This is a genomic window from Thermococcus nautili (assembly GCF_000585495.1).
Lineage (GTDB): Archaea > Methanobacteriota_B > Thermococci > Thermococcales > Thermococcaceae > Thermococcus > Thermococcus nautili.
Map to the genome: position 1 here is coordinate 657,946 of NZ_CP007264.1, position 24,269 is coordinate 682,214.

Genomic DNA, 24,269 nt, shown 5'->3' on the forward strand with positions numbered 1-24,269 from the left:
AAATCAAGGCCGGGTGAGGGCGATGGCGAGGGTGAAGGCTGTCGTCCTCTCCTACGCGGGTTCTCACGAGCACCAGGACAACCACAGAATGATTCTCAAGCCCATCGGAATCGACGACAGGGGAAGCGCGGCCCAGCTCATCGGCAGGAAGGTCGTCTGGAGGACCCCGACCGGCAGGAAGATGTTCGGCAGGGTCATCAAGACCCACGGCAACCGCGGTGAGGTCAAGGCCGTCTTCAAGCCCGGCCTTCCGGGGCAGGCCCTTGGAGACATCGTCGAGATTCTCTAAACCTTTAAAGCCCCTCAACCCTTTTCTTTAACGGGTGGGAAAATGGAGCTGATTGAGGTCAGTGAAGGTTCCGCGAGGTTCCTCGTACCGAAGGCCGAACGAATTTACGACGCACCGGTCTTCTACAACCCCGTGATGGCGCTCAACAGGGATATAAGCGTCCTCGTCGCCCGTGCTCTTGAACCCAAGAGGGTTCTCGACGCGCTCTCGGCGACGGGAATAAGGGGAATCCGCTACGCCCTCGAAAGTCCAGCGGAGGAAGTCTGGCTCAACGACATAAGCGACGAAGCCTACAGCCTGATGAAACAGAACGTCGCCCTCAACTTCGAGGGGGAGCTCTACGAAGAGGGCGACCGCTCCTACCTCTGGGGCGAGAAGCTAATAGTCATAAACAAGGGCGACGCCAACAGGCTGATGGCGGAGAACTTCCGCTACTTCGACCTGGTTGATTTGGACCCCTTCGGCTCGCCGATGGAGTTCCTTGACACCGCTCTAAGGAGTGTGAAGAGGAGGGGCGTTCTGGCCGTTACGGCAACGGATACCGGAGTTCTCTGCGGGGCCTACGCGAGGGCCTGCGTGAAGAACTACCTCGCGAGGCCGATACGGGGCGAGCTGTGCCACGAGGCCGGTTTGAGAATCCTCATCGGGACGGTGGTTAGATACTCTGCCAAATACGACCTTGGAGTTGAAGTTCTTCTCGCCTACTACCGCGACCACTACTTCAGGGCGTTCCTCCGGTTTAAGAGCGGGGCGAAGAAGGCCGAGAAGAGCCTCGCCCAGCTCGGCTACCTCTGGCAAGATGAGGACGGAAGGTTCACCTACGAGAAAGCCTTCCTCCCGGAGAAGCCCAAGGCCTTCGGCCCGATGTGGCTCGGCCCGCTGAAGGATTCGGAGTTCATGGAAAGGCTTTCAAAAGAGCTTGAGACCTTTAAACCGGCTCATAAGAAAACAAGGTCCTTTGTGGAGCTACTCGCGGGCGAGCTCGACGTTCCGTTCCACTACGACACCCACGCCCTCGCGCGGAGGAACGGCCTGGAAGTTAGGAAGGTGAGCGAGGTAATCGAAAGGCTCGAGAAACTCGGCTACAGGGCGAGCAGGACGCACTTCTCGCCGACCGCGGTAAAAACCGATGCCCCCTTCGAGGTGGTGCTCGATGTCCTCAGAGGCGATTGAGCTCGGGAAGCGCTTCTACCTCGACGAGTGGGCCGACGCGGAGCTGTACGAGAGGCTCGCCGAGTGGGAAAAGGACGAGAAGATAAAGGCGGAGTTCAAGCGTCTGGCCGAGCTTGAGCGCTGGCACGCCGAGTTCTGGAAGTCCTTCCTCGAGAGGAGGAACGAGAAACCGCCGAGGCCGAGGGTGAACCGCCTGACGGTATGGAGCGTTAAGCTCCTTCGGAAGCTCCTCGGGCCGGGTTCCGTCGCTTCTCTCCTTGAGATGGGCGAGAACAGCGCGATAGAGAAGTACTTCCGCTTCCTCAACGAATACGCCCGCGAGATGAGCGATGAGGAGCGCGAAACCCTGAGGAGGGTAATCCTCGACGAGATAGAGCACGAGAAGTTCTTCCGCGAGGAGGAGAAGGCCTTCCACGTGGAGAACATCAGGGACCTCGTCCTCGGAATGAACGACGGCCTCGTCGAGATACTCGGAGCGGTTACGGGCCTCTCGGCGGTTTACCCGAACAACCCCCAGCTCGTCGGGATAAGCGGTCTCATCGTTGGTGTAGCGGGAGCGCTCTCGATGGCGATAGGCACCTTCGTCTCGGTCCGCTCGCAGAGGCAGGTCAAGGAATCAATCCGCTCCAGGACCGAAGTCCTCTTCGAGGTCTCGCCCGAGAAAACGGCCGAGGAACTCAGGGAAAAGCTGATAGAGGGTGGAATGCCCGAGGACATGGCGAAGGAGATAGCGGAGAAGCTCAAGGGCAACCCCGATGCCGTTAAAAAGCTCCTTCTTCCAGAGGCCGAGGAGAACGAGGTTCGCGCCGCATTGTACACGGGCTTATCGTACCTTCTCGGCGTCGTCTTCCCGGTTACACCCTACTTCCTGGCCTCGAACTCGCTCACGGCGCTCGTCTTCTCGATACTCTTCGCGGGTTCGGCTCTCGCGATAGTGGCGACGCTGATTTCGCTCCTCTCGGGAATATCGGTCAAGAAGAAGGTCGCGGAGATGGTAACTACTGGCCTCGGCGCAGCGTTCCTGAGCTACCTCTTCGGAAGGGCGATGGAGGCAATCTTCCACGTCTCGGCGCTTTAGAGGTAAACCACCTCAACGCCGAGCTTTTCGGCTATTTTTCCCTGTTTCTCATCGGCCGTCGCGAGCTTTCCGTACTTGAGGGCCTGGGCGATGTAGAGGGCGTCGTAGATTGGTATGCGGTGCTCGACCGCTATTTTCCCTGCCTCCGTTAAGTAGTTGGTCCCGTCCTCGAGGAGAATGACGTTCGGGAGGAAGTCTATTACCTTTGACCGTCTCTCAAATTCCTCCCGCGATATCTCCCCGTACAGGACGTGGTGCTTCCAAAGGGCGTTGGAGACTTCCGCGAGGGCGTAGTCCAGCGAAACGGCGTCGCCCATCAGGAGTTTCTCTACTTCCTCCCAGCCCGGCTCGATGAGGACGTACTTCGCCAGAACGGAGGCGTCAATTACTATCACGGTCCTCCCTCACGTACCTTTTTGCGGTTCCTGCCTTGGCTGGCGTTCCACCCGCGAGCAGCTCGTGCATCATCTCGAGTGTCCGCTTTTTTTCCTCCTCGCTTATCCTAGTCGCTATGAACCGCCGTATCTCCTCGCTCCAGTTGATGTCGTACTTCTTCATCTTCTCCTTAAGCTCGTCGGGAACGCGGACGCTTATGACAGCCATACAACCACCGTTTACAGAAACGCATTACAAAGATATAAACGTTCCCGTCACACCTTCACGTGCTTCCACTTTCCTTTCTTGAAAATCCACCAGTACATGGCCGCGCTCGTGAAGGTCTCGAGGCTCATCGCAATCCACGCCGCTACCACGCCGAGACCTGAGAAGTGGAAGGAACCGATTGTAAAGCCGAAGCCGAGGAGGTAGGCAGGAATAATTCTGAAGAGGAGCTTGCTTATCGCGGTAACGTACATCGGGCTCTTGGTGTCGCCGGCTCCCCTTAGAGCCCCGCTGAGGACGAAGACCCACGCGAGGGGAACCTCGCTGATTCCAACGATTATAAGGTAAATCCGGGCGAGGCGGAGAACCTCTGCGTAGTTCGGGTCGTTCGGGTTGAGGAAGGGCATGACGAGGTAGCGCGGGAAGAGGATTAGCACCGCGCCCATGACACCCATAAAGAGGCCGGCCATCTTCATTGCCTCGTAAACCGTTTTCTCTGCTTCCTCAGGTTTCTTCGCCCCAAGGTTCTGGCCAACGAGGGCTGAAGTGGCGACGTTGAAGCCGAAGGCCGGCATGTAGGCGATGCTCTCAATCCTGAGGCCTATCTGGTGCGCCGCCAGAGCCACGTCGCCGAAGCGGGTGACTATGCTCATGTAGAGGAAGTTGTAGAAGCTGAAAAGGCCCCTCTCAATTAGGGCGGGAATTCCAATGCGGACTATCTTCCCCACTATCTCGGTGTCGAAGCGCCAGCTCGGCTCGAACTTAAGGATGAGCCTGTTAGAGAGAAGGAGAGCCAGGAGTACAACGAAAGCAGAACTTATGCCTATTCCAGAGGCCCATGCGGCTCCCACAGCCCCGAGCCTCGGAAAGCCGAGCTTCCCGTAAATTAGGAGGTAGTCAAAGAGGGCGTTGAGGACGTTCATCAGGATTCCTACCTTCATCGGGGTCTTCGTATCGCCCGCACCCCTGAGAGCGGAGTTAATTGTGAAGACCACGAAGCGGACGGGATAGAAAAGGAAAACAACCTTGAGGTAGGCGTAGGCGAGGCTCAAAAGCTCCCCCTTCGCACCCATAATCCTCAGCACGTCGTCGCCGAAGAACCAGCCGAAGAGCAGGACGGGGATTCCGAGGAGGAAAGAGAGGTAGAGGCTCTGCTCGAGAACGAGCTCCGCCCGTCTGAAGTCCTTCGCACCTACCGCACGCGCGACGAGGGCGAGGGTTCCGACGGAGACCGACATCATTATCGGGAACATGAACCAGCTGACCTGTCCGCCGAGGCCCACCGCGGCTATTGCCAAAGCACTCACGTGGCCGACCATCAAGGTGTCCACTAAGTTGAGAAGGGTCTGAGAGATGTTGGCGATGATAGCGGGCCACGCGAGTTGCCATATCCTGCGCTGGGTCTCGTTGCGGAGTATCATTAAGACGCCCCTCTAAACGAACAAAGGAGCGTTTTAGTTAATAAGGGTTGCGGTCTCGGGAACGAATGAACAGAATAGAACACGAGGAAACAAAAGAAAAAGGTTCAGAGGAGGTTCCTCTTCTTCTTCCACTTGTGGCTCCAGCTGTACTTCCTCATTCTCCTGCTCCTGCCGAAGCCACAGGCGGCGCAGTAGCCCTTCTTAACGTTGAAGGCCCTCCTACCACAGCGCCTGCACCTGATGTGGGTAGGAGTCCTGTTGCGCTTGCCCTTCGGCGCGGTTCCGGCTCCCATGGTATCACCCCGCTAAGCTCACTCTATCTCGACCGGGGAGATGGCCAAGACGTTGTCTCCCCTGATGACGATTTTACCGTACTTCTTAACCTCCTCGCCGTCCTGCATGAGCGAGGCGTCGGCGAGGACGACGTTCAGGTGGATGTCGTAACCGATGAGCCTTCCCCTGAACTCGCCACCCCTCTTGAGGAGCACGAGGACGTCCTTGTCAAGGGACCTGTGAATAACATCGAGTGGTCTTTCCGCCATTTTCACGCACCTCCAAACAATCAAAGCTCATAGCCTAAACGACGGGAACGGTTTATAACTCTTTCCGTTTTTGGGCTTCGTCAGAGTTCCAAATTGGGCCCCAAAACCTTTTTATGAAATTCGCCCGCTCAACTCTCAGGTGATAGAGCATGGGAGAGAAGCCCGACAAGTACGAGATTCTTCAGGATTTGATGAGGAGGCGAGGCTTCGCGTGGGGCAGCTTTGAAATCTACGGAGGTTCACGCGGATTCTACGACTACGGCCCGCTCGGCGCGACGATAAAGAGGAAGATAGAGCAGAAGATAAGGGAGGCCTTCCAGAGGGAGGGCTTTTTCGAGCTTGAAACTCCTGACATAACGCCCGAGAAGGTCTTCATAGCGAGCGGACACGTCGAGAAGTTCGTCGACCCGCTCGTCGAGTGTAAGAAGTGCGGCGCCCGCTTTAGGGCCGACCACCTCGTCGAGGAAGCCCTTGGCATGGACGTCGAGGGGTTATCCGCTGAAGAACTCACGAAGCTCATCCGAGAGCATGACATTCGCTGTCCCGAGTGCGGCGGCGAGCTGAGCGACGTCTGGTACTTCAACCTCATGTTCGAGACGAAAATCGGCCCCTACGGCGACCAGAAAGGCTACCTGAGGCCCGAGACGGCCCAGGGCATATTCGTGAACTTCAAAAGGCTGAACGCCTTCGCCCGAAACAAGCTCCCCTTCGGCGTCTTCCAGATTGGGAAGGCTTACAGAAACGAGATTTCGCCGAGGCAGGGCATGCTCCGCCTGAGGGAGTTCACGCAGGCCGAGGCGGAGATATTCTTCAACCCGAAGGAAACCGAACACCCCCACTTCGACGAGGTCAAGGACGAGGTTTTGAGGCTCTACCCGATAGAGCACCAGCTCAAGGGCCTTGGCGAGATTGAGCTCACCGCTGATGAGGCGGTAAAGAAGGGCTACATCATGAACACTTTCTTCGCCTACTACATGGTCATGGTGAAGCGCGTCCTCCTCGACATCGGCATCCCCGAGGACAAGATACGCTTCCGCCAGCAGTTGCCCGAGGAGCGCGCCCACTACTCGCGCGACACCTGGGATGCGGAAATCCACAGCGAGCGCTTCGGCTGGGTCGAGTGCGTTGGAATAGCGAACAGGGGAGACTACGACTTAAGCCGGCACATGCGCGAGAGCGGGGCCGACCTTACGGTGCTCATCCACTACGACGAGCCGAAAATCGTGAGAAAGCTGGAGGTTTCCCTCAACCTCAAGCGCGTTGGTCCGAAGCTGAGGAAAGACGCCAAGAGGATAAACGAGCTCATTAAAAGCTGGGACGAGGAGAAGAAGCGCGAGCTGATCGAAATCCTTGAGAAAGAGGGCAAAATCACGATAGAGGGCTACGAGCTGGAGAGGGACGACTTCATAATAAGGGAAGTCGAGGAGAAGATTACCGGCGAGAAAATAGTCCCGCACGTCCTCGAGCCGAGTTTTGGCATAGACCGTCCCTTCTACCTGCTCCTCGAGAACAGCCTCGTCATCGAGGAAGACAGGACGTACCTCAGGCTGAAGAAGGACATGGCGCCGATTGAAGTTGCCGTTCTCCCGCTCGTCGCCAAGGAACCGCTCAAGGGCATTGCATACAACGTTTTCAGGAAGCTCCAGAAGGCGGGCTTTATAGTCGTCTACGACGAGAAAGACACAATCGGAAAGCGCTACCTCCGCTACGACGAGATTGGAACGCCCTACTGTGTAACGATAGACAACCAGACGCCCGAGGACAACACGGTGACGATTCGCGACCGCGACACGAGGGAGCAAACGAGAGTTAGCATCGAGGAGCTACCTTCAAAGCTCAGGGAGCTGATTTTCGGGGAGGGAGTTTAACACAGGTCTTCGATTATTTTCTCCACACTTTTCTTTAGTTCTGGCAGTTGAAAGCGGATTATCGTCCAGACAATCCCCAAATCAACACCAAAATAGTGATGAACAACGACGTTTCTAAGCCCGACGACACGCCTCCATGGTACACTCGGGTAAGCACTTCTTATTTCATCGGGCACGTATCGGGAAGCCTCTCCGATTATTTCAAGGTTCCGGAGAACCGCATCCACAGTCTTTCGATCATTTATGAAGTCTTCAAAATCGTAACCCTCCGTATACTCCTCGATTCTGGAAATCGCCTCAAGCATATCGTTCAAGAAAAGACAGGGATCTCGCTCAGACATAGACAAGGTCCCCCTTTATGTGCTCCCAGAACCGTCCTCGGCTCATGGCGGCGTTTTTCGTGATTAAGTCCACCCTGACACCGAGAAGCGACTCAAGGTAGTCCTTCAAGTCCACTATCTCCCATCCGATGGGCCTCTCGAACTCCACGAGAATATCGACGTCGCTCAGCTCCGTCTGCTCTCCCCGGGCGTAGGAGCCGAAGATGGCAATTGAACTAACCCCAAACTTCTTATGAAGCTCCTCCTTGTGCGCCCTCAGAATTTCCTCAATCTCCACGAGATTCAGTTTTGCCATCATCATGATTCCGATATCAAAATATTAAAAGTTTCAGGTGTGTCAGCACTCTTGTTTTCCCCGGGGCGGATAAAAAGATATAAACCGCCTGTCAACAATGTAGCGTGAGCACTCATGCCCGTGTATGAAGTTGTGATAACTGTTGGGTTCGAAAACGATAAGATTGTATGGGAGGACGTCTTCCGGTACGTCGTCATGGCCTCCACCAGGGAGAGGGCCATCGAGCTGGGAATCGGTGCACTTCCAGACCCGTACTCCGAGATGGTTCTTGACGTTTCCAGCAGGGAACTTACCGGTGAGGGGGTCGTCTGCAAGGGGTGGCCACCGTGAGAGTCCACCTAATCTACCGCCGCCTTCCGAACCGGGTTCTCGAACGGGACGACGAGGTTGTGGCAGATTTAGGAGACATAATCGTCGCCAAAGCCAAGTTTGAGGGAATGCTCGCCCCACTGAGGGTGAACGGCGTTGAGGTCATCAGAAACTGCTACACCATGCTCTACTTCGCCTTCGTCGGAAAGAACTACGACATCTTAAAGGTCTACGATGAGCGGGGCAACTTCAAGGGGCTCTACGTCGATGTCTTAGCCTACACGAAGCGCGAGGGAAACACCTTAGAGATGCTTGACCTCTTCCTCGACGTCTTCATTTTCCCGGACGGGGGAGCGTTCCTCCTCGACGAGGACGAACTTGAGATGGCCCTCAACTACGGGCTGATTGACAGAGAGACTTTCGATTTTGCTTACTCCGTCGCGAGGGAGATACTCAAAAAGGCCGAGCGCGGTGAGTTTCCACCCGAAATCGTGTGGAAGTACGGGGAGGGTTCAAAATGAGCGCGAAATTCATAAAGGAGACGAAAGAGGGAACGCTCCTTCTCGTTTACGTCCAGCCAAAGGCAAAGAAGAACGAGATTGAGGGAATCGACGAGTGGCGTGGGAGATTGAAGGTCAAGGTGAAAGCGCCACCTGTTGGAGGAAAGGCGAACAAGGAGCTGGTTAAGTTCCTCTCAAAGGTCCTTGGGGCTGATGTCGAACTGGTTCGCGGGGAGACGAGCAGGGAGAAGGACTTGCTGGTCAGGTTGAGTGCTGAGAAGGTAAAGAAGAGGCTGGGATTTAACCAGAAGTCTTAAATACTAATCAGGATTAGTACTAATCATGATTGGTAAATTCATTGACAGGAAAGACGAACTGGGCCTGCTGGAGAGGGAATGGGAGAACACACCGTCCTTTGTCGTGGTGTACGGCAGAAGGAGAGTTGGGAAAACAAGGCTTCTGAGTGAGTTTGCAAAGGGGAAGAAGGTATTTTTCCATACGTTTACTGAGGGCACTAAAGAGGGGCAGATAGAGGCCCTCAGGAAGGAACTCGCGGAGTTTTTCGGGGATGAACTGTTCCTCAGCTTCTCGGACTGGTTCCCGCTCTTCAAGTACCTGGCCTCCAAGATACGCGGACGAACGGCGGTAATCCTTGATGAATTTACGTACGCGGTTAAATCCGACAGAGAAATCCTGAGCGCCCTCCAGAGGGCGTGGGACCATGAGCTCTCGCGGAGACCAGTAATGCTTGTTCTCTCCGGCTCGCTCCTCGGAATGATGCGAGATGAGGTTTTAAGCTATTCTTCCCCCCTCTACGGCAGAAGAACCGCGGGCTTCATGCTGAAACCGTTGAATTTCAGGCACTCCGTTGAGTTCTTTGGTGACTGGGATTACGGACTCAGGGCCTACCTGCTCCTCGGCGGTGTTCCGGCTTACCTTGCCATAGCATCGAGGAAACGGAGCATTGAGGAGCTTGTGGAAGAGGAGTTCCTCTCCCCCCTCGGCTATTTCTATGATGAGCCATACATAGTCCTCGCGGGAGAGTTGAGGGAGCTAAAGGTTTACTTTTCGATTCTCGCGACAATAGCGGGTGGAAAACACAGGCCGACGGAGATAGCAAACGGCCTCGGCATCGAGGGGAGGAGGATATACCCCTACCTCGAAACCCTAATCAGGCTGGGCTTCGTGAGGAGAGAGGTTCCCGTGGTAGGAAAGGAAAAGAGGGGCATCTACCGGATAAACGACCCGTTTCTGCTCACGTGGTTCTCGCTGGTTTACCCGAACAGAACCGCCATAGAGCTCGGTCTGGCCGATTTCGAAAGCGTTTTTGAGAACCTCCAGAGGGCCCACTCCGTGCGGTTTGAGGAACTCGCCAAAGAGTTTCTCGTCGAGCTGAGTAGGGCCGGGAAGTTGCCGTTCCGCTTTACGAAAATCGGCAGATGGTGGCGGAAGGGAGAGGAAATTGACCTCGTTGCCTTGAACGAGCGGGAGAAGAAGGTGCTCTTCGTTGAGGTGAAGTGGAAGGAGCTAAGTGAGCGGGAAACGAGAGGAATTTTGAGAGATTTGAAAAGAAAGGCAGGGCTTGTAGGGCTTGATGGCTGGGAATCGTTTTATGGTCTCGTGGCAAAGCGGGCTGAAGGAAAAGGGGAGATGAGAGAAGGTGGCTGGCTCGTCTGGGACTTGGAGGACTTTAAAAATACCATCCGCTGAGAATCACAGAAAAAGAGAAAAGCCCCTTCCGATAAAAGGCCAATCACTTCAAAATCCCCAAACTCCTGTTCGTCTTCTTTATGCTCTCCCACTTGTCTGCGAGCTCAAACATCGCCCTTATCGCGTCAATGTTCTCCGGAACGACGTCGCTCTCCTGGTGAACGGCCTGAATGTAAAAGAGCCTGTTTCCGCGGACGCTGATGCTCTCCTTCCAGACGGCAATCTCGTAGAGGTTGTTCCACTCGCGGTGCAGGTCGCGGGCGAACTCTATGAGCTGGGCGGTGCTTTCGAAGCCCTTCTCCTTCTCGAAGAGCAGAACGCGCGTGGTGTTCTCGAAGATATTGACGACGTCTTTCGCCTCGACCGGCTTCTTCAGCTCGACCATTACGCTGTGAACGTGCATGAGCGTCGTCGGAACGACGAAGGCGCTCGTCTCAATGTTAATCGGTATAACCGTCTGGACGTCCGGCCCGTGGTGCGAAGGCACCGTAACACTCGGCGTTATGGCGTTTATTGGACCGCGCTTCGTGTCGTTGGGGTCGGCCGCCCTTCTAATCATGACCGCGTAAACGTAGTCTATGTACTCCTGAATTGCGCTCAGCGTCCTTGTTAGGCCCGTCGTGTTGCAGGAGACGACGCGGACGTAGTCCTTTCCGAGGGCCTTCTCGTAGTTGGCCTGGGCCACGAAGGAAACATCGGCAACGCTTGCCTTCTCACCGCCCTGGAATACGGCTTTAACGCCGGCCTTCTCGTAGAGGGCCTTGTTCTTCGCCCCCATTCCTCCGGGGGTGGCGTCAACGATTACGTCAACCTCGTTGAGAAGGTCCTCCAGCGTTCCGGCGACCTCGAAGCCGGCCTTCTCAAACCTCGGCAGGAACTCCTCGCTCGCGGCGTAAACCGGGATTCCCAGCTCTCTCGCGCGGTAGGCCTCGAAGTCCGGCTTGGTCTTGGTTACGCCGATGAGCTTCATATCGTCCTGCTTCGTGACGGCGTAGGCGACGCGCTTTCCTATCGTGCCGTAGCCGTTGATTCCGACCTTAACCCTGGCCATGGCAACCACCGGCGGGTTTTACAGCGATAAAATACTTAAACCTTGTTTTCACTCGTGGTGAAAAGCACTTCAAGAAGTGGCCGTTTTGACATTCTCCTGCAAAATCCCTCCGCTGGCGTTATAAGTCCAGGAGTTGAAACATCTCCGGTGGTGGGAATGTTCGCGGAGATACTGACGGTAGGCGACGAGCTTCTCACAGGGAACACCGTTGACAGCAACTCCGCCTTCATAGCCCAGAGGCTCACCGAAAGGGGCTACTGGGTGCGTAGGAAGACGACTGTGGGGGACGACGTGGAGGAGATAACGACCGTCCTCAGAGAAATCCTCGGCAGAAAACCTGAGGTTCTCGTGATTTCGGGCGGTCTCGGGCCGACTCACGACGACGTTACGATGCTGGCGGTTGCGGAGGCCCTCAACAGGAAGCTCGTCCTCTGCGAGGAGTGCCTTGAGAGGATTAAAGCGTTTTACCGCGAGCTTTACGAGAAGGGTCTCATAGACGACCCCGAGTTAAACGAGGCGAGAAGAAAGATGGCCTATCTGCCGGAGGGCGCGGAACCGCTGGAGAACACCGAGGGTGCCGCGCCGGGGGCTTACATCGAGCACGGGGGTGTTAAGATATTCGTCCTTCCCGGAATGCCCCGCGAGATGAAGGCGATGCTCGAGAAGGAGGTCCTCCCGAGGCTCGGGAAGAAGAAGTTCGTCCAGAGGAAGCTTCTGGCAGAGATAACGGACGAGAGCAAGCTCGCGCCGATACTCAACGAGACGCTGGAGCGCTTTAACGTTAGAATTCACTCCTCGCCGAAGGGCTTCGGGAAGTACATCGGGATAATCCTCTTCGGCGAGAGTGAAGAGGAAATAGAGCGCGCGAAGGCCTTCATGGAGTCGAAGGGAATCCGCTTCGAGGAGGGCTGGTAACCTTTAAATCCTTCCCTCCAAGTTCGTTAGGGGTGAGAGGGTGCAGATACTCGAAGAGAAGCCCAAGGAGGGCATAGTGAAGGTAAAGGCCGAAACGCTGGACGACCTTTGGCACCTCTACCACGTCATAGACCCCGGGGATATAGTTTACGCTAAAACCCTTAGGAAGCAGGCCCAGAGAACGGACTCGCTGAGGGCCGAGAAGGTCGAGGTCATTCCCGTCTACCTTGGCGTCAAAGCTGAGAAGATAAACTTTCACAAGTTCGCGAACCAGGTCCGCGTTACCGGGCCGATAGTCTACGCGAGCAGAGAAGATGTCCCCCTCGGCAAGTACCACACGATAACGATTGAGGAAGGAACGGTCGTAACAATCCAGAAGCCCCGCTGGAAGGAGCACCACATAGAGCGCCTTAAGGAGGCGATTGAGGCCTCGAAGAGGGCCAAGGTCATGATTGTGGTGATAGACGAGGGGGAAGCCGACATAGCGCTCGTTCGCGAATACGGCGTCGAGATGGTGGCGAGCATAAGGAGAAACCTCGGCGGGAAGCGCTACAACACCGACCGCGAAAGCGAGGAGAAGCGCTTTTTCCACGACTTGGCTAAGACTATGGCCGAGCTCATGGAGAGGGAGAAGATTGAGAAGGCGATTGTAGCGGGCCCAGGCTTCGTCAAGGAGGACTTCCACAAGTTCCTGCGTGAAAACTACCCCGAGCTGGCGAAGAAGGTCGTCATCGAAGACACCAGCGTAACCGGAAGGACGGGCATCTACGAGGTCATCAAGCGCGGAACCGTTGACAGGGTCTACCATGAGAACAGGGTTGCCAAGGAAGTCCAGCTCGTTGAGAAGGTCCTTGAGAACATCGCGAGGAACACCGGGTTGGCCACCTACGGCCTCAGGGAAGTGGAGGAAGCGGTGAACTACGGGGCCGTTGAGACGCTTTTGGTTCTCGACGAGCTTTTGAAGGGCGACCTGAGGGAGAAGGTTGAAGAGCTCATGGACGCCGTAAGGTATTCAAGGGGTGAAGTTGTCATCGTCAGCTCGGAGCACGAAGGGGGAGAAAAGCTGAAGGCCCTTGGCGGCCTCGCGGCGTTGCTGAGGTTCAGGGTGAAGTGAGCCTGGAGCGCACGAAGGAGAGGGTGAGTTCGGCGAGCTTTATCGCGTTCTCCGCCTCTTCTTTATCCGGCTCGTGGAGGGTTGGATACCTCGCCTCAACGGCGTAGGCGGTTAGAACGTCAACATCATCATCGAAGAGCTTTAGGAATTCCGAATCCACTTCAGCGCACAGGAGTATGAGCTCTCCAATATCGTGGGTTCGCTTGATGGGCCTTCCTCTCGATACTAAAAACGCTTTTAGAGCTTTCTCTGCACACTGCTGGGCGTGAAAAGTTGCATAATCATAGAATTCGAGGGAAAGGCTGTTCTTGGCCAGCATAAGGTCTTTCTCGGCCTTCTGGAGCCACTCTCTGAAGCTCAAATTTTCACACCCTCCCTGAGGGCGTAGTAGTAGATGAAGCCGGTATCGTCTTTGACCTTCTCCAGCTCGTCCCTTGAGATGAAGAGGATATCCGCCTTGATTCCCTTCAACAGGAGCTCCCTGTGCATTCGTTTGTAGGCTTCGAGTTCCATTTTCCGTTCTACGGGCTCTGACAGAACAACCAAAACGTCCCAGTCGCTGTTGGCTCTAAAATCTCCCCTAGCCCGGGAGCCGAAGAGGATTATCTCGTCAACTTCAAGACCCAGTTCGCGAGATATTCTCAAAATTACATTGTGGATAAGCTCCGAGCTCATGGGTGATACTACACCTTCCCTCTATTTATCGTTTGCCATAAAGCTCCGCGTAGGGGTCGCCCTCGAACTCCGGGAATGGTCTTTCCTCGCTACCCTCCACGAGAACCCTCTCTTTCTCCTCCGTGAACTCGCCGAGCTCAAAGGCATTAATTCCATTTTTATGCAATTCTGCAATTAATGAATTAACCTTTTCTGGAGGCGTTATCGCTATCAGCGTTCCCGTCGAGGAGACGCTCCACGGTTCCAGCTTATAGAAGTCGAGAACCCTCTTCACGAGGGGGTTCAGCTCGAGCCTCTCGGCGTAGACCCTGAAGCCAACTCCCGAGTTGTCTGCAATCTCGTGGAGCGCCGTTAGTCCGCCCTCGGTAGCATCGTGCATCCCCCTGACGAAGGGCTTCGCTATCAGAGCATCTGGAAGGACAGTTTCAAGCCTGTAAAGCGAGCGGAGCTCCTCCATCTCCTCGGGAGTCAGAACCTTTCTCAGCTCTTCGGCGCGGAAGTAAGCTGAGGAGACCGCGAACTCAAGGGCAACTTTGTTCGTAACGATTATCCTATCTCCCGGCCTCGCGAGGGGAAGCTTGAGCTCCTCCTTCCTCACGAGCCCCATCGCCGTTGTGGTTGCGGTCGGCTCGGAAATCGGGGGATAAACTCCGGTGTGCCCGCCGATTACCGCCGTTTTATACCGCTCGCACTCCCGGTTGAGGTCTTCCATCGCTTTTCGGAGAAACTCCTTCGTTGTTCCCGGCGGGAGGAGCAAATCAACCACGAGCCACCTCGGTCTCGCTCCAAAAACAGCCACGTCGCTTGAGGCAAAATGGTATGTGAAGAAGCCGAAGGTCTCAGCGGGGACGCCGAGCGTCGGGTCGGTTGCGATTACGAGGTAGTTCTCATCGTCGTACTCGAGAACCGCCGAGTCAAAGCCCTCCCTCGGCCCGTAGATTACCTTGGCGTCCTCAACGCCGAGGTTTGGAAAGATTACCTCACGAAGAACGTCGTTCCTCAGCTTTCCGAACGGGAGCATTGGAATCACCCCGGAACTTCTTTATAACTTCCCTCACCTCTTCAAGGGTCTCCTCGTCCGGGCCCCAGGCCATTATCTCGAAGCTCGGCACGCGGACGCTTACCCTGACCTTCCGCCTCCTCGCGATTCTGCTGACCTCGTAGTTCACCCGGTAGGCCAGGTCCATCAGCTCCTTCGTGACGATTTCCTCGCGGTCTATATACTGCAACGGACAGCCCTCGCGCCACTGCCTTCTCCGGGCGTGCTCGTACATGCGATAGGGCCTTATACCTGCCTCCTCGGCGAGCCGTTCAACAACCTCGGCGGGGTATTTAATCAGGGGGCGGAAGAAGGGAACGCCTATCCTTGGAATCTCGCAGAGCCTTATGTCGCCGGGGCACTGGTCAAGCAGTGCACCGATTATCTTGTCGTTGGCGTTGTCGCCCTTCGCTAAGACGTCAAAGCCGTTGTTGAGGGCGAACCACTTGGCGTTCCAGAGCATGACCTTCTTGCAGTTTATGCACACCGGCCCCTTCCTGCCGGTAGCCTCACGGAGAAGGCCGTCCGTGATGTCAACCAAATAATGTTCAACGCTGAGGTTCTTCGTGAAGCGCATCGCCCAGTTGAGGGTCTCGCGCCAGCTCCAGCGGTGGAAGAACGTCAAAGCGGAAACGTCGAGACCCGCTTTCTTGAGCAGGTAGAGAACGAGCGAGCTGTCCTTTCCACCGGAGAAGAGGACGAGAACCTTCTTGCGGTGAACGCCGGACTTCCTGGAGAACTCCCGGATTTCCTCAACGACATTCTCAAGCATGGAAAAACGTAAAGGACGGGGCTTAAAAACCTGAGCCTTAGAGGTTGACCTTCTCAACCCACTGCTCGGCGAGGTCGCCGAAAACCGGGAACTTGTAGAGCTCGCCCTGATAGGCCTTGACCATGCCCACAATCCAGGCTATAATGGCAACGAGGGACAGCAAGTACGCGATGAGCCAGCCAATAATCGGTATGAACTCGAAAACTTTAATCGCCACCGTGAAGAACAGGAACATCACAGTTGACTGCATCGCATGGAAGCGGACAAAATAGCTTTCTTTCTCCAGCAACAGTAGAATTATTCCGGTTAGCCACCAGAGCAGGTAGGCAAGCAACCCCTCCAAGTTCTCATCCATCCCGAGGGATGTCCTTCCAATCTCCTCACCCATGGTGATACACCTCCATTCTTCTCTATCGGCGCCCCTATAAATACCTTTGCTACGGTGAATGAAAAATCAGGGCGGTTTTCCAACTTCCCCGGTCTGAATTCGAACCTCTGAGTTTTGTTAGGCTCACCAAAGATTTATTAAGGGTCTGAATGAGTTCAAATAGAATTAGGAAAACCTAACGGTGATGAACATGATTGTGCCTTTACTATCACTGGCTCCCGGCGAGAGGGGGGTTGTTGTTGACCTGCGTGGGGGGCCCAACTTCAGGAGCAGGCTCTACGCGATGGGGCTGGCTCCAGGGGCGATTGTCAGGGTTCTTGAGAACTACCCGAGGGGGCCCCTCATCGTCGAGGCAGGCGGAACGAGGCTGGCGCTTGGCAAGGGAATGGCGGCGAGGGTGTTCGTAAGGAAGCTCTGAGGTGATAGCATGGCGATGCGGGTGGTGGCCCTGGCAGGAAACCCGAACGTGGGCAAGACGACGATATTCAACGCCCTAACGGGTATGCGTCAGCACGTCGGCAACTGGCCCGGCGTTACAGTTGAGAAGAAGGAGGGCGTTTTCGAGCACAGAGGGGAGCGATTTCTCGTCGTTGATTTGCCCGGAACCTATTCGCTCACAGCCCACTCCGTTGACGAGCTCGTTGCGAGGAACTTCCTCCTCAACGGAAACCCGGACGTCGTTGTGAACGTGGTTGACGCAACGGCTATTCTGAGAAACCTCTACCTGACGATGGAAATCTTTGAGATGGGTCTGAAGAACGTAATCATAGCCCTCAACAAGGTTGACCTGGCCGAGAAGAAGGGCATCAGAATAGACACCCTCAAGATGTCAAAGGCCCTCGGCGTTCCAGTGGTTCCGCTCAGCGCCAAGGAAGGAACCGGAATCGAGGAGCTCAAGGAGAAGATATGGGAGATGGCGCACGGGAAGATAAAGACGAACCCCGTTTTACCGCGCTACGACCCCGAGGTCGAGAGGGAAATCGAGCACATCTCCAAGTGCCTTGAGGGAACCAAGCTTGCAGGCCGCTACCCGCTCCGCTGGCTGGCGATAAAGCTCCTCCAGCGCGACGACGAGGTTATGAAGCTCGTTTTGAGGTACCTCGGCGAGGAGAAGCTGAAGGAGATAATGACCCACATAGGCGAGGCCGAGGAGCGCTACGGGCGGGCGATGGACCTGATTATAGCCGGCCAGAAGTACGAGTTCATAGACGGCCTTACCCATGAGTTCATGAGCTACGGGAAGGCAAAGGAGACGCTCACAGACCAGCTTGACAGAATCCTCGTCCACCCCGTTTACGGCTTCATAGCGATGGCCTTCGTCTTCTACCTCGTCTTCAAGTTCGTCTTCGCCTTCGGAATGCCCCTTCAGGGGATTCTGGACGATGGCTTCAGCAGGTTCGGCGAGTGGCTCGCTCCCCACATAGCGAACGAGACCCTGCGCGGCCTCCTCGTGGACGGTGTGGTCAGCGGAGTCGGCTCGGTGCTGAGCTTCTTCCCGCTCGTCTTCCTCCTGTTCCTCGCGCTGTCCTTCCTCGAAGACCTCGGCTACATGGCGAGGGTAGCGGTGCTCATGGAGGGCATCCTCAGGAAGTTCGGCCTGCCGGGCAAGGCAATAATACCCCTCATCCTCGGTCTCGGCTGCAACGTTCCAGCTGTTATGGCCACGAGAACGCTCGACGAAGAAAGAGACAGGCTCGTTGCCATGTTCATCAACCCCTTCATTCCCTGCTCTGCCCGCTTGAGCGTCATCAGCTTCCTCGTCGGGGCATTCTTCGGCGGCGATGCACTCGTCGCTCTGGCAATCTATCTGCTCGCCTTCGCGGTGGCGTTGCTCTCCGCCAAGCTCGTGAGCAGGTTCGTTTCTGGCGAGGAGAGCCCCTTCGTCATCGAGCTCCCGGAGTTCCTCCTTCCAAGCTGGAGAAGTCTGCTCCTCCACTCGTGGGAAAGGAGCAAGGAGTTCGTCCAGAAGGCAGGAACGGTTATCCTCGTCGGCTCGATAGCGATATGGTACCTCAGCAACTATCCGGTACCTATGGGAACCGGGAAGAGCTACGCCGAGAGGCTCGGCCACCTCGTTGCGCCATACCTCAACCTCATGGGGCTCGACTGGAAGGCCGGGGTGAGCCTAATCTTCGGAATAATCGCCAAGGAGAACGTAATCTCAACCTACAGCATTCTCTACAGCGGTCTAAGTGGTGAGGCCCTCAAGGAAGCCATGATGAGCGCTATGAGCCCCCTGCAGGGCTTCGTCCTGGCGGTCGTTACCACACTCTACATCCCGTGCATAGCCACGATAGCGGCCATAAGGGCCGAGAGCAACTGGAAGTGGGCGCTCGCTGTGACCGTCTACATGGTAACTGTCGCCTCGCTCCTCGGAATCCTGATATGGCACGTTGGAACGGCGCTGGGGTTGTGAAGATGGGCAGGATGGAGGAAGTGCTGAGGCTCATCAACGGGGGCAAGCGGTTTCCCCAGGACATCGCGAGGGAGCTCGGGACTACCGTTGAGGAAGTGGAAGGAATAATCGAGCTCCTCAAAAGCCTCGGCTACATCGAGGAGGTTGAGCAGGGGCCGGCCTGCGAGACATGCCCGCTCAGGAAGGTCTGCTACGGGAAGTGCCTCGTGCCAAGGGTGAAGGTGCTTAGGCCGAGCTTTAGGGTGGACAGATAGGGGTATTTATGAACACTTTTTTTCATTTTGTTTTTATGTTCCCCATGACTCCTGAATGTGATAGGGAAGCCCAGTTCAGCCCCGTAAAATACACCCGTTTTCGCGATTGTCAGGATTTTTGCCGCATTCACGTCAAATTTTTGCAAGTAGTCACCGCCGGTTAAACGTTTCACCCTCGGTAATATATTTTATGGCCGTAAAATATATAAGAGTGCCGATAGTAGGCTTAAACGGTGAGTGCCATGAAAGCTGTCATCCTTGCAGGCGGTTTTGGAACGAGACTCAGGCCACTCTCATCAACGAGGCCAAAGCCGATGATTCCCGTCCTCGGGAAGCCCAACCTTCAGTACATCCTTGAAGCGCTCGAGAAGGTTCCCGAAATAGACGAGGTAATTCTCTCCGTCCACTACATGAGGGGCGAGATAAGGGAGTTCATAGACGAGAAGATGTCCGACTACCCCAAGGAAATCCGCTTCGTCAACGACCCCATGCCACTCGAGACCGGTGGCGCGCTCAAGAACGTCGAGGAGTACGTTAGTGATGACTTCCTCGTGATTTATGGCGACGTTTTCACGAACTTCGACTACCGCGAGCTCATAAAGGCCCACGAGGAGAAGGGCGGACTCATAACGGTCGCGGCAACCAAAGTCTACGACCCGGAGCGCTTTGGAGTCCTTGAGATGGACGAGAGCGGAAAGGTGCTCCACTTCGAGGAGAAGCCCAAGAGGCCCAAGAGCAACCTCGTCGATGCCGGAATCTACGTCGTGAACAAGAAGGTTCTCGAGGAGATTCCGAAGGGCAAGGAAGTCTACTTTGAGCGTGAAATCCTGCCGAGGTTCGTCGAGCGCGGCGAGGTTTACGCCCACAGAATGCCGAAGGGAACCTACTGGGTCGACCTTGGAACGCCGGACGACCTGTTCTACGCCCACCAGATTGCCCTTGATGAGATGGCGAGGGAGAACGGCTACTTCCACATAGCCGAGAGCGCGGAGGTTCCGGAAGACGTTGAGATTCAGGGGCCGGTCTACATCGATGAAGGCGTCAAGATAGGGCACGGCGTCAAGATTAAGGCCTACTCCTACATCGGCCCGAACACCGTGATAGAGGACAGGGCCTACATCAAGCGCTCGGTCCTCATCGGGAGCGACATAATCAAGGAGCGCGCCGAGCTGAAGGACACGATACTCGGCGAGGGAGTTGTAGTTGGCAGGGACGTAATCATCAAGGAGAACGCCGTCATCGGTGACTACGCAAAGATTTACGACGGGCTCGTGATTTACGGGGCGAAGGTCCTGCCCTGGAAGAAGGTCGAGGAGTACGAGGCCTACATCAAGATAAAGCTCGACCCGACTAAGGTCCGGCCCGGCCAGTACCCGGACCGCTGTCCTCTCGGCCTGCCGGAGTGTATCTACAAGAAGTTCAAGGCAATAGCCGGCGAGAAGCCGCCGTGCGACGAGTGTATTGAGAACCAGTGGCTCTTCTGAGCTTTTTAACCTCTTTTAGGTCTTCTTTGGGTCTTATTGCAACTAGCCGACCAGGAACTCTACCACGTCCCCAACCGTCGCCACCTTTCAATTCTCCTCGAGTCTTATTGCAACATTTTGTCCCACTGCGAGGCTATCATCACTAAATCTACTTTCAATTCTCCTCGAGTCTTATTGCAACCGAAAATTTTGATGATAGCCAACCCCACCAAAACGTTCTTTCAATTCTCCTCGAGTCTTATTGCAACGCATAAGCTAGAGTTTGTAAACACGGGTAGTGAAATAACTTTCAATTCTCCTCGAGTCTTATTGCAACACGTCCTGACGAATCGTGTAACTGGCCCCCGTGAAGTGTTTCAATTCTCCTCGAGTCTTATTGCAACGTCGCCAAGCCCCATGAGCATCACCGTTTATTCCTTAGTTTCAATTCTCCTCGAGTCTTATTGCAACTGCCGTAAAAAGAAGAACAGTGGTGATAGGGGTGGGAGTTTCAATTCTCCTCGAGTCTTATTGCAACACTCTTGCCACCCAGCAGAACCTCAACCAGACCTACGGTTTCAATTCTCCTCGAGTCTTATTGCAACACTCCTGAAGTAGCGGTCAACTTTCATCATATCATTGCTGTTTCAATTCTCCTCGAGTCTTATTGCAACGGGGAGCAAAACTCGTCCTTCCGCCCAACGAAGAGAAGAGAACGCCGGAATATTTAAGCCTTTCTGGAAAACTGTACTAATGCCCTGATGTGCTGGCCGTTTCCAGAGGCTCCAAAGCCCGTTAAAAAGGGTTTAAAACCTGCCACAAGATGTTTTTAAAAATTAATCGGTTTTGAGCACGCTTTCAATCCAACAGGGCTCTCTCGGAGAGTTATTTAATCCCCTCAAAAAATCTCGTCATGTTATCCATAGTTTGCTGTCACGAATCGTTACAAAACTGTTAACCCTATTTTCGATTTCAAATCCCTTGCCAAGCAAGAACCGGGAGAAATCCGTCTCGATAAACCGGAATTCCGCCAGGGGAAGAACCTATGCGGGCAGATACCGGAAGTTGCTTGCCACGTGTCATCTCGGGCTTTAAACACGCGCCCGTCAAAATCCCCGCCAAAAACCTTAAATAAAAGGTTGTTTTTGCTCCGTTAAGGGAAATCCAATGAAGAAGTTTCCGGCGTATCTCGCTTCTTGGGAGGACATTGAAAGGTGGGCCAAGGAAGGGGCCTGGAAGGTTCTGGAAGACGGCTGGAGACCTGATGTTGTAGTTGGCCTCGCCCGCGGTGGCTGGGTTCCGGCGAGGCTCTACTGCGACTACCTCGGTGTCAAGGACCTGGTCAGCCTGAAGGTCGAGCACTGGGGAGTAACGGCAACCCCGGACGGCAAGGCCAAGCTCAAGTACGGTAGCAACTACAACCTCGAGGGCAAGAAGGTCCTCATCGTCGACGACATCAGCGACACAGGCGAGAGCTTAACCCTCGCGAAGAACTACGTCGAGAGCCAGAAGCCGGCCGAGATAAGGACTGCCACGCTCCTGACAATCAAGGGCTCGCGCTTCAAGCCCGACTACTTCGGCGAGGAAATCGACTGGGCCTGGATAGTCTTCCCCTGGAACTTCGTGGAGGACATGATTAACCTCGTCGGCAACATCCTTGAGGAGAAGGAAGCGGTAAGCACCGACGAGATAGTCGAGCTCTTCAAGGAGCTCCACGGCATGGAAGTTCCAAAGGGCAGGCTCGAGGAAGCCCTCAGGATGGCCGAGCGCAGGAAGGTTTTTAAGTTCCGCGACGGGAAGTGGCGCAAAGCCTGAGGGTGTGGTACCTTGGACAGGGAAAAGAAGGTCCAGGAGATTCGAAACCACAGCGTCTACGCGCGGGAAATCTACGATATGCACAGCGAGAGCATTGACAGAGTTATCGACGACTACGAGAGCCTGAAGGAGGACTACCTCAGCGACCACTCGCGGGCGAGAATCGTCCGCATCGTCTTCAACGAGGACAACGGCCTTCCTTTAGCCATTGAGTTCAATAGGAAAGACGACAGCTTCAAGGGCTTCACCATAGCCATCGGCAAGCCCCACATAAAGAGCAACGGGCTCATGGAAAAAGAAAGTCAGGAAGACTGAAGCGGCTGGACGTAGAACCCAAGCTCTATTCCCTTTTTGCTCCATATCTCGTAACTGCTCAGGTAATAGGTAGGATTCTCGAACAGCGCGGTGAGGTTTGCGTTGGTTCCCGCTATCCAGACGACGTAGTTTTCTGGATTCACAGGATTCCGCACGGCGAGCAGGAGGGCAACGCTGGAGGTATCGTTCAGCCTGCCCCGGACTACGGGGTCATTCTTGTCGGCCGTCAGCACGAAGGAATCCACACTCCAGCCGGGGCTTCTCTCCAAGGCGAGAGACCCGTTTTCCAACTCAACGAAGCGCAACGGGAACTTCTCCTGGAGCTCCCGGGCGATGGAGTTCACTCTCGGATTGCCAACGAGAACGACGTTCTCTTTAAGGTCTTCCTGAGTCACGTCAACGTCTGCCTTGAGAACGATTTCCGTTCCTATGAACTCTTTTCCATAGAACTCACCAAGGATTTTCGCAACCCTCTCGGCCGTTGATTTAATTGCCGCGTTTTCCTCCCCTGCTCCACCAGTTCCGTAGATTACCAAGAGCTTCCTCGTGACCGAGGCCCTGTCAAAGGCCCTCAACGGCGTCACAGGGACGTTCATTTCGTACACCCTGCTAACGTTGTCGCTGGATGCAAACTTCCGGAGTTCCTCCAGTATCTCCGGGGCGTATTCGGCAAACGGTTTCCCTTCCTTCCTGGCAAGCTCAACGTACTTCCTCGTCAGGTTGTACTGGAACCCAATCCAGAACTCGCCCCAGGCCTTCTGCATGTTAATGGCCAGGAGAGCGTAATCGGGGTCGACCTGGCTTAGTGCGAAATCCGCCCACGCATCGGCGAAGCTCTCGTAGAACATGTTGACCGAGGAGAAATGACCGTCGTACCGGGTTAGGTAGGGCATGTCCTCCCGTATCGCCCAGATAAAGTACTCCATCTGGCCCAGCTCAAGGAGCCTCTCTCTGAGCACCGGGTTGATGATGTCGTGGCCGAGTTCATGGTAGATGAAGTTGAGGTAGAGGAGTTCATCAAGTCCGGGGTTGTCAATGTAGTCCCTGTTCAGAGGGAGTTCCATGAAGTCGTCCTTGGCTGTTTTGTAGCTCCAGAGTGTCCTCTGAGGGAATCGCCTGATAAGGGGCAGGTTGCCGCCGGCTCCCCACACAGTTGTTCCGTTGTCCTCCTCGATGAGGTTGTGGCCGTGGACTATGACGAAATACGGGTGAACGAAGAGGTACCGTATCCCCGAAACTCCCGCGTATTTCTCCATAAACTTATCTGGTGGCAACTTCTCAAGGGCGCCGGCGTAGATTGAAAGGTCCTCCCAGTAGGTATCAATGTGGCTCCGATAAAACGCCGAGAAGTTAGTAACCCTGGCAAAATCCCTCAAAGCGGGCAGAAATTCGGCCAGAAACTCCCTATCTCTGGGCGGTAGCGTCTGCGCGGTGCTGGTGTTGAGGATTTCTGAGACGTTTATCTCCTCAGGGTCTGGGTAGTTTCTGATGAAGTACTCAACCACGATGTTGGTGTGGCCCTTAACCCTTGGACCGGCATCCTTGAGCCACTTCCGGAGTATCAAAACGGCGCTTTGGTTTCTGAACGGCCCGAACCACGACTCAACGTCCCTCGCGTATGCCCCTCTGTCCGTCACGAATGTGTCGTTGCCAACGGCGAGGTAGTAAACGATTCCATAGAGCTCCAGTGATGGGGGAATCTCGACTGTAACGTTGGGTGTCACGTGGTGGATGGTAGTTCTTGGGGGCGCGTTCGTTGCAGGGGTGTTCGTTGGAGTGCCGGACTGCCCTGGACTTCCAACACAGGCGGAAGCAACGACGGCAAAAATCAGGAGAACAGCAACTACCACATCCCTTCCCTTCACAGCAACCACCGGCAAATCTCTTCTTAAACGGCCGGGATTAAAAAGTTTCCCCTATCTGCGT

Annotated in this window: 30 protein-coding genes and 1 CRISPR repeat array; of the genes, 16 read left to right on the forward strand and 14 right to left on the reverse strand. The window is 55.2% G+C overall.

The window, feature by feature from the left end:
- Positions 1-22 precede the first annotated feature (22 nt).
- The 3 genes from BD01_RS03565 to BD01_RS03575 are packed head-to-tail and all read left to right on the forward strand — an operon-like array spanning position 23 to position 2,540.
- Positions 23-289: a 50S ribosomal protein L35ae gene (locus BD01_RS03565; RefSeq protein ID WP_042690112.1), complete on the forward strand. Its 267-nt coding sequence runs from the start codon at positions 23-25 to the stop codon at positions 287-289.
- A 42-nt stretch (positions 290-331) separates the two neighbouring features.
- The gene (locus BD01_RS03570) at positions 332-1,462 is read left to right on the forward strand and encodes a tRNA (guanine(10)-N(2))-dimethyltransferase (RefSeq protein WP_042690115.1); all 1,131 of its coding nucleotides are present in this window, start codon (positions 332-334) and stop codon (positions 1,460-1,462) included.
- On the forward strand, positions 1,443-2,540 hold the full coding sequence (locus BD01_RS03575; protein ID WP_042690118.1) for a VIT1/CCC1 transporter family protein: 1,098 nt from the start codon (positions 1,443-1,445) through the stop codon (positions 2,538-2,540). The genes BD01_RS03570 and BD01_RS03575 overlap by 20 nt, the downstream gene beginning before the upstream one ends.
- Here the strand turns inward: BD01_RS03575 and BD01_RS03580 are convergent.
- From BD01_RS03580 to BD01_RS03600, 5 genes are all read right to left on the reverse strand, one after another.
- Positions 2,537-2,935 carry a type II toxin-antitoxin system VapC family toxin gene (locus BD01_RS03580; protein ID WP_042690121.1) on the reverse strand — a complete coding sequence of 133 codons (399 nt, stop codon included), beginning with the start codon at positions 2,933-2,935 and terminating at the stop codon, positions 2,537-2,539. The genes BD01_RS03575 and BD01_RS03580 overlap by 4 nt on opposite strands.
- Positions 2,922-3,143 carry a type II toxin-antitoxin system VapB family antitoxin gene (gene vapB / locus BD01_RS03585; protein WP_042690124.1) on the reverse strand — a complete coding sequence of 74 codons (222 nt, stop codon included), beginning with the start codon at positions 3,141-3,143 and terminating at the stop codon, positions 2,922-2,924. Before vapB ends, BD01_RS03580 begins: the two co-directional genes overlap by 14 nt.
- A gap of 47 nt (positions 3,144-3,190) precedes the next feature.
- Complete coding sequence (locus tag BD01_RS03590; RefSeq protein ID WP_042690127.1) at positions 3,191-4,561, reverse strand: MATE family efflux transporter; 1,371 nt, start codon at positions 4,559-4,561, stop codon at positions 3,191-3,193.
- Positions 4,562-4,665: 104 nt separating this feature from the next.
- On the reverse strand, positions 4,666-4,854 hold the full coding sequence (locus BD01_RS03595) for a 50S ribosomal protein L37e (protein ID WP_042690131.1): 189 nt from the start codon (positions 4,852-4,854) through the stop codon (positions 4,666-4,668).
- 18 nt (positions 4,855-4,872) lie between these two features.
- The gene (locus BD01_RS03600; RefSeq protein WP_042690133.1) at positions 4,873-5,103 is read right to left on the reverse strand and encodes an LSm family protein; all 231 of its coding nucleotides are present in this window, start codon (positions 5,101-5,103) and stop codon (positions 4,873-4,875) included.
- A gap of 149 nt (positions 5,104-5,252) precedes the next feature.
- Between BD01_RS03600 and glyS the strand changes: the two genes are divergently transcribed.
- Positions 5,253-6,971, forward strand: coding sequence for a glycine--tRNA ligase (gene glyS / locus BD01_RS03605; RefSeq protein WP_042690136.1), 1,719 nt, complete (start codon positions 5,253-5,255; stop codon positions 6,969-6,971).
- Here glyS and BD01_RS03610 read toward each other — a convergent pair.
- Both BD01_RS03610 and BD01_RS03615 read right to left on the reverse strand, forming a co-directional pair.
- Positions 6,968-7,312, reverse strand: a complete 345-nt coding sequence (locus tag BD01_RS03610; RefSeq protein ID WP_042690138.1) for a HepT-like ribonuclease domain-containing protein — start codon at positions 7,310-7,312, stop codon at positions 6,968-6,970. The two genes, glyS and BD01_RS03610, sit on opposite strands and share 4 nt — an antisense overlap.
- Positions 7,305-7,613, reverse strand: a complete 309-nt coding sequence (locus BD01_RS03615) for a nucleotidyltransferase family protein (protein WP_245599267.1) — start codon at positions 7,611-7,613, stop codon at positions 7,305-7,307. The genes BD01_RS03610 and BD01_RS03615 overlap by 8 nt, the downstream gene beginning before the upstream one ends.
- A gap of 108 nt (positions 7,614-7,721) precedes the next feature.
- On the opposite strand from BD01_RS03615, the gene BD01_RS03620 reads away from it, so the two are divergent.
- From BD01_RS03620 to BD01_RS03635, 4 genes are read left to right on the forward strand one after another with little or no spacing between them, the layout of a single operon-like run.
- A complete protein-coding gene (locus BD01_RS03620; protein ID WP_042690141.1) occupies positions 7,722-7,937 on the forward strand; it encodes a hypothetical protein in 216 nt (71 codons plus the stop codon).
- The gene (locus BD01_RS03625; RefSeq protein WP_042690144.1) at positions 7,934-8,437 is read left to right on the forward strand and encodes a DUF402 domain-containing protein; all 504 of its coding nucleotides are present in this window, start codon (positions 7,934-7,936) and stop codon (positions 8,435-8,437) included. The genes BD01_RS03620 and BD01_RS03625 overlap by 4 nt, the downstream gene beginning before the upstream one ends.
- Positions 8,434-8,733 carry a DUF167 domain-containing protein gene (locus BD01_RS03630; RefSeq protein ID WP_042690146.1) on the forward strand — a complete coding sequence of 100 codons (300 nt, stop codon included), beginning with the start codon at positions 8,434-8,436 and terminating at the stop codon, positions 8,731-8,733. The genes BD01_RS03625 and BD01_RS03630 overlap by 4 nt, the downstream gene beginning before the upstream one ends.
- Positions 8,734-8,758: 25 nt before the next feature.
- On the forward strand, positions 8,759-10,126 hold the full coding sequence (locus BD01_RS03635; RefSeq protein ID WP_042690149.1) for an ATP-binding protein: 1,368 nt from the start codon (positions 8,759-8,761) through the stop codon (positions 10,124-10,126).
- A gap of 43 nt (positions 10,127-10,169) precedes the next feature.
- Here the strand turns inward: BD01_RS03635 and BD01_RS03640 are convergent, their stop codons facing one another.
- A complete protein-coding gene (locus BD01_RS03640) occupies positions 10,170-11,177 on the reverse strand; it encodes a phosphorylating glyceraldehyde-3-phosphate dehydrogenase (RefSeq protein WP_042690151.1) in 1,008 nt (335 codons plus the stop codon).
- A 156-nt stretch (positions 11,178-11,333) separates the two neighbouring features.
- On the opposite strand from BD01_RS03640, the gene BD01_RS03645 reads away from it, so the two are divergent.
- On the forward strand, positions 11,334-12,092 hold the full coding sequence (locus BD01_RS03645; protein WP_042690154.1) for a molybdopterin-binding protein: 759 nt from the start codon (positions 11,334-11,336) through the stop codon (positions 12,090-12,092).
- 40 nt (positions 12,093-12,132) lie between these two features.
- A complete protein-coding gene (locus tag BD01_RS03650; RefSeq protein WP_042690156.1) occupies positions 12,133-13,206 on the forward strand; it encodes an mRNA surveillance protein pelota in 1,074 nt (357 codons plus the stop codon).
- On the opposite strand, the gene BD01_RS03655 is transcribed toward BD01_RS03650, so the two are convergent.
- Genes BD01_RS03655 through BD01_RS03675 form a run of 5 tightly spaced genes read right to left on the reverse strand, consistent with a single transcriptional unit; the run spans position 13,193 to position 16,080 of the window.
- Complete coding sequence (locus BD01_RS03655) at positions 13,193-13,567, reverse strand: HEPN domain-containing protein (protein ID WP_042690159.1); 375 nt, start codon at positions 13,565-13,567, stop codon at positions 13,193-13,195. The two genes, BD01_RS03650 and BD01_RS03655, sit on opposite strands and share 14 nt — an antisense overlap.
- Positions 13,564-13,881 carry a nucleotidyltransferase domain-containing protein gene (locus tag BD01_RS03660; protein WP_042690162.1) on the reverse strand — a complete coding sequence of 106 codons (318 nt, stop codon included), beginning with the start codon at positions 13,879-13,881 and terminating at the stop codon, positions 13,564-13,566. The genes BD01_RS03655 and BD01_RS03660 overlap by 4 nt, the downstream gene beginning before the upstream one ends.
- Positions 13,882-13,906: 25 nt before the next feature.
- Positions 13,907-14,902 carry an AIR synthase family protein gene (locus BD01_RS03665; protein WP_042690164.1) on the reverse strand — a complete coding sequence of 332 codons (996 nt, stop codon included), beginning with the start codon at positions 14,900-14,902 and terminating at the stop codon, positions 13,907-13,909.
- Positions 14,862-15,692, reverse strand: a complete 831-nt coding sequence (locus BD01_RS03670) for a DUF7411 family protein (RefSeq protein WP_042690166.1) — start codon at positions 15,690-15,692, stop codon at positions 14,862-14,864. The genes BD01_RS03665 and BD01_RS03670 overlap by 41 nt, the downstream gene beginning before the upstream one ends.
- A gap of 37 nt (positions 15,693-15,729) precedes the next feature.
- The gene (locus BD01_RS03675; RefSeq protein ID WP_042690169.1) at positions 15,730-16,080 is read right to left on the reverse strand and encodes a DUF4870 domain-containing protein; all 351 of its coding nucleotides are present in this window, start codon (positions 16,078-16,080) and stop codon (positions 15,730-15,732) included.
- Between the two features lie 190 nt (positions 16,081-16,270).
- Here BD01_RS03675 and BD01_RS03680 point away from each other — a divergent pair, with 190 nt between their 5' ends.
- From BD01_RS03680 to BD01_RS03705, 6 genes are all read left to right on the forward strand, one after another.
- Positions 16,271-16,498, forward strand: coding sequence for a FeoA family protein (locus BD01_RS03680; protein WP_042690171.1), 228 nt, complete (start codon positions 16,271-16,273; stop codon positions 16,496-16,498).
- Positions 16,499-16,507: 9 nt separating this feature from the next.
- Positions 16,508-18,496: a ferrous iron transport protein B gene (feoB, locus tag BD01_RS03685; RefSeq protein ID WP_042690174.1), complete on the forward strand. Its 1,989-nt coding sequence runs from the start codon at positions 16,508-16,510 to the stop codon at positions 18,494-18,496.
- A gap of 2 nt (positions 18,497-18,498) precedes the next feature.
- On the forward strand, positions 18,499-18,750 hold the full coding sequence (locus BD01_RS03690; RefSeq protein ID WP_042690177.1) for a DNA-binding protein: 252 nt from the start codon (positions 18,499-18,501) through the stop codon (positions 18,748-18,750).
- A gap of 242 nt (positions 18,751-18,992) precedes the next feature.
- Positions 18,993-20,234, forward strand: a complete 1,242-nt coding sequence (locus BD01_RS03695) for a nucleotidyltransferase family protein (protein ID WP_042690180.1) — start codon at positions 18,993-18,995, stop codon at positions 20,232-20,234.
- A gap of 84 nt (positions 20,235-20,318) precedes the next feature.
- Positions 20,319-20,887: a CRISPR direct-repeat array (repeat unit 30 nt; unit sequence CTTTCAATTCTCCTCGAGTCTTATTGCAAC).
- Between the two features lie 493 nt (positions 20,888-21,380).
- Positions 21,381-22,028: a phosphoribosyltransferase gene (locus BD01_RS03700; RefSeq protein WP_042690183.1), complete on the forward strand. Its 648-nt coding sequence runs from the start codon at positions 21,381-21,383 to the stop codon at positions 22,026-22,028.
- A 12-nt stretch (positions 22,029-22,040) separates the two neighbouring features.
- A complete protein-coding gene (locus BD01_RS03705) occupies positions 22,041-22,343 on the forward strand; it encodes a hypothetical protein (protein ID WP_042690185.1) in 303 nt (100 codons plus the stop codon).
- Here BD01_RS03705 and BD01_RS03710 read toward each other — a convergent pair.
- Positions 22,331-24,208, reverse strand: a complete 1,878-nt coding sequence (locus BD01_RS03710; protein WP_051482159.1) for a DUF4932 domain-containing protein — start codon at positions 24,206-24,208, stop codon at positions 22,331-22,333. The genes BD01_RS03705 and BD01_RS03710 overlap by 13 nt on opposite strands.
- Between the last annotated feature and the right edge of the window lie 61 nt (positions 24,209-24,269).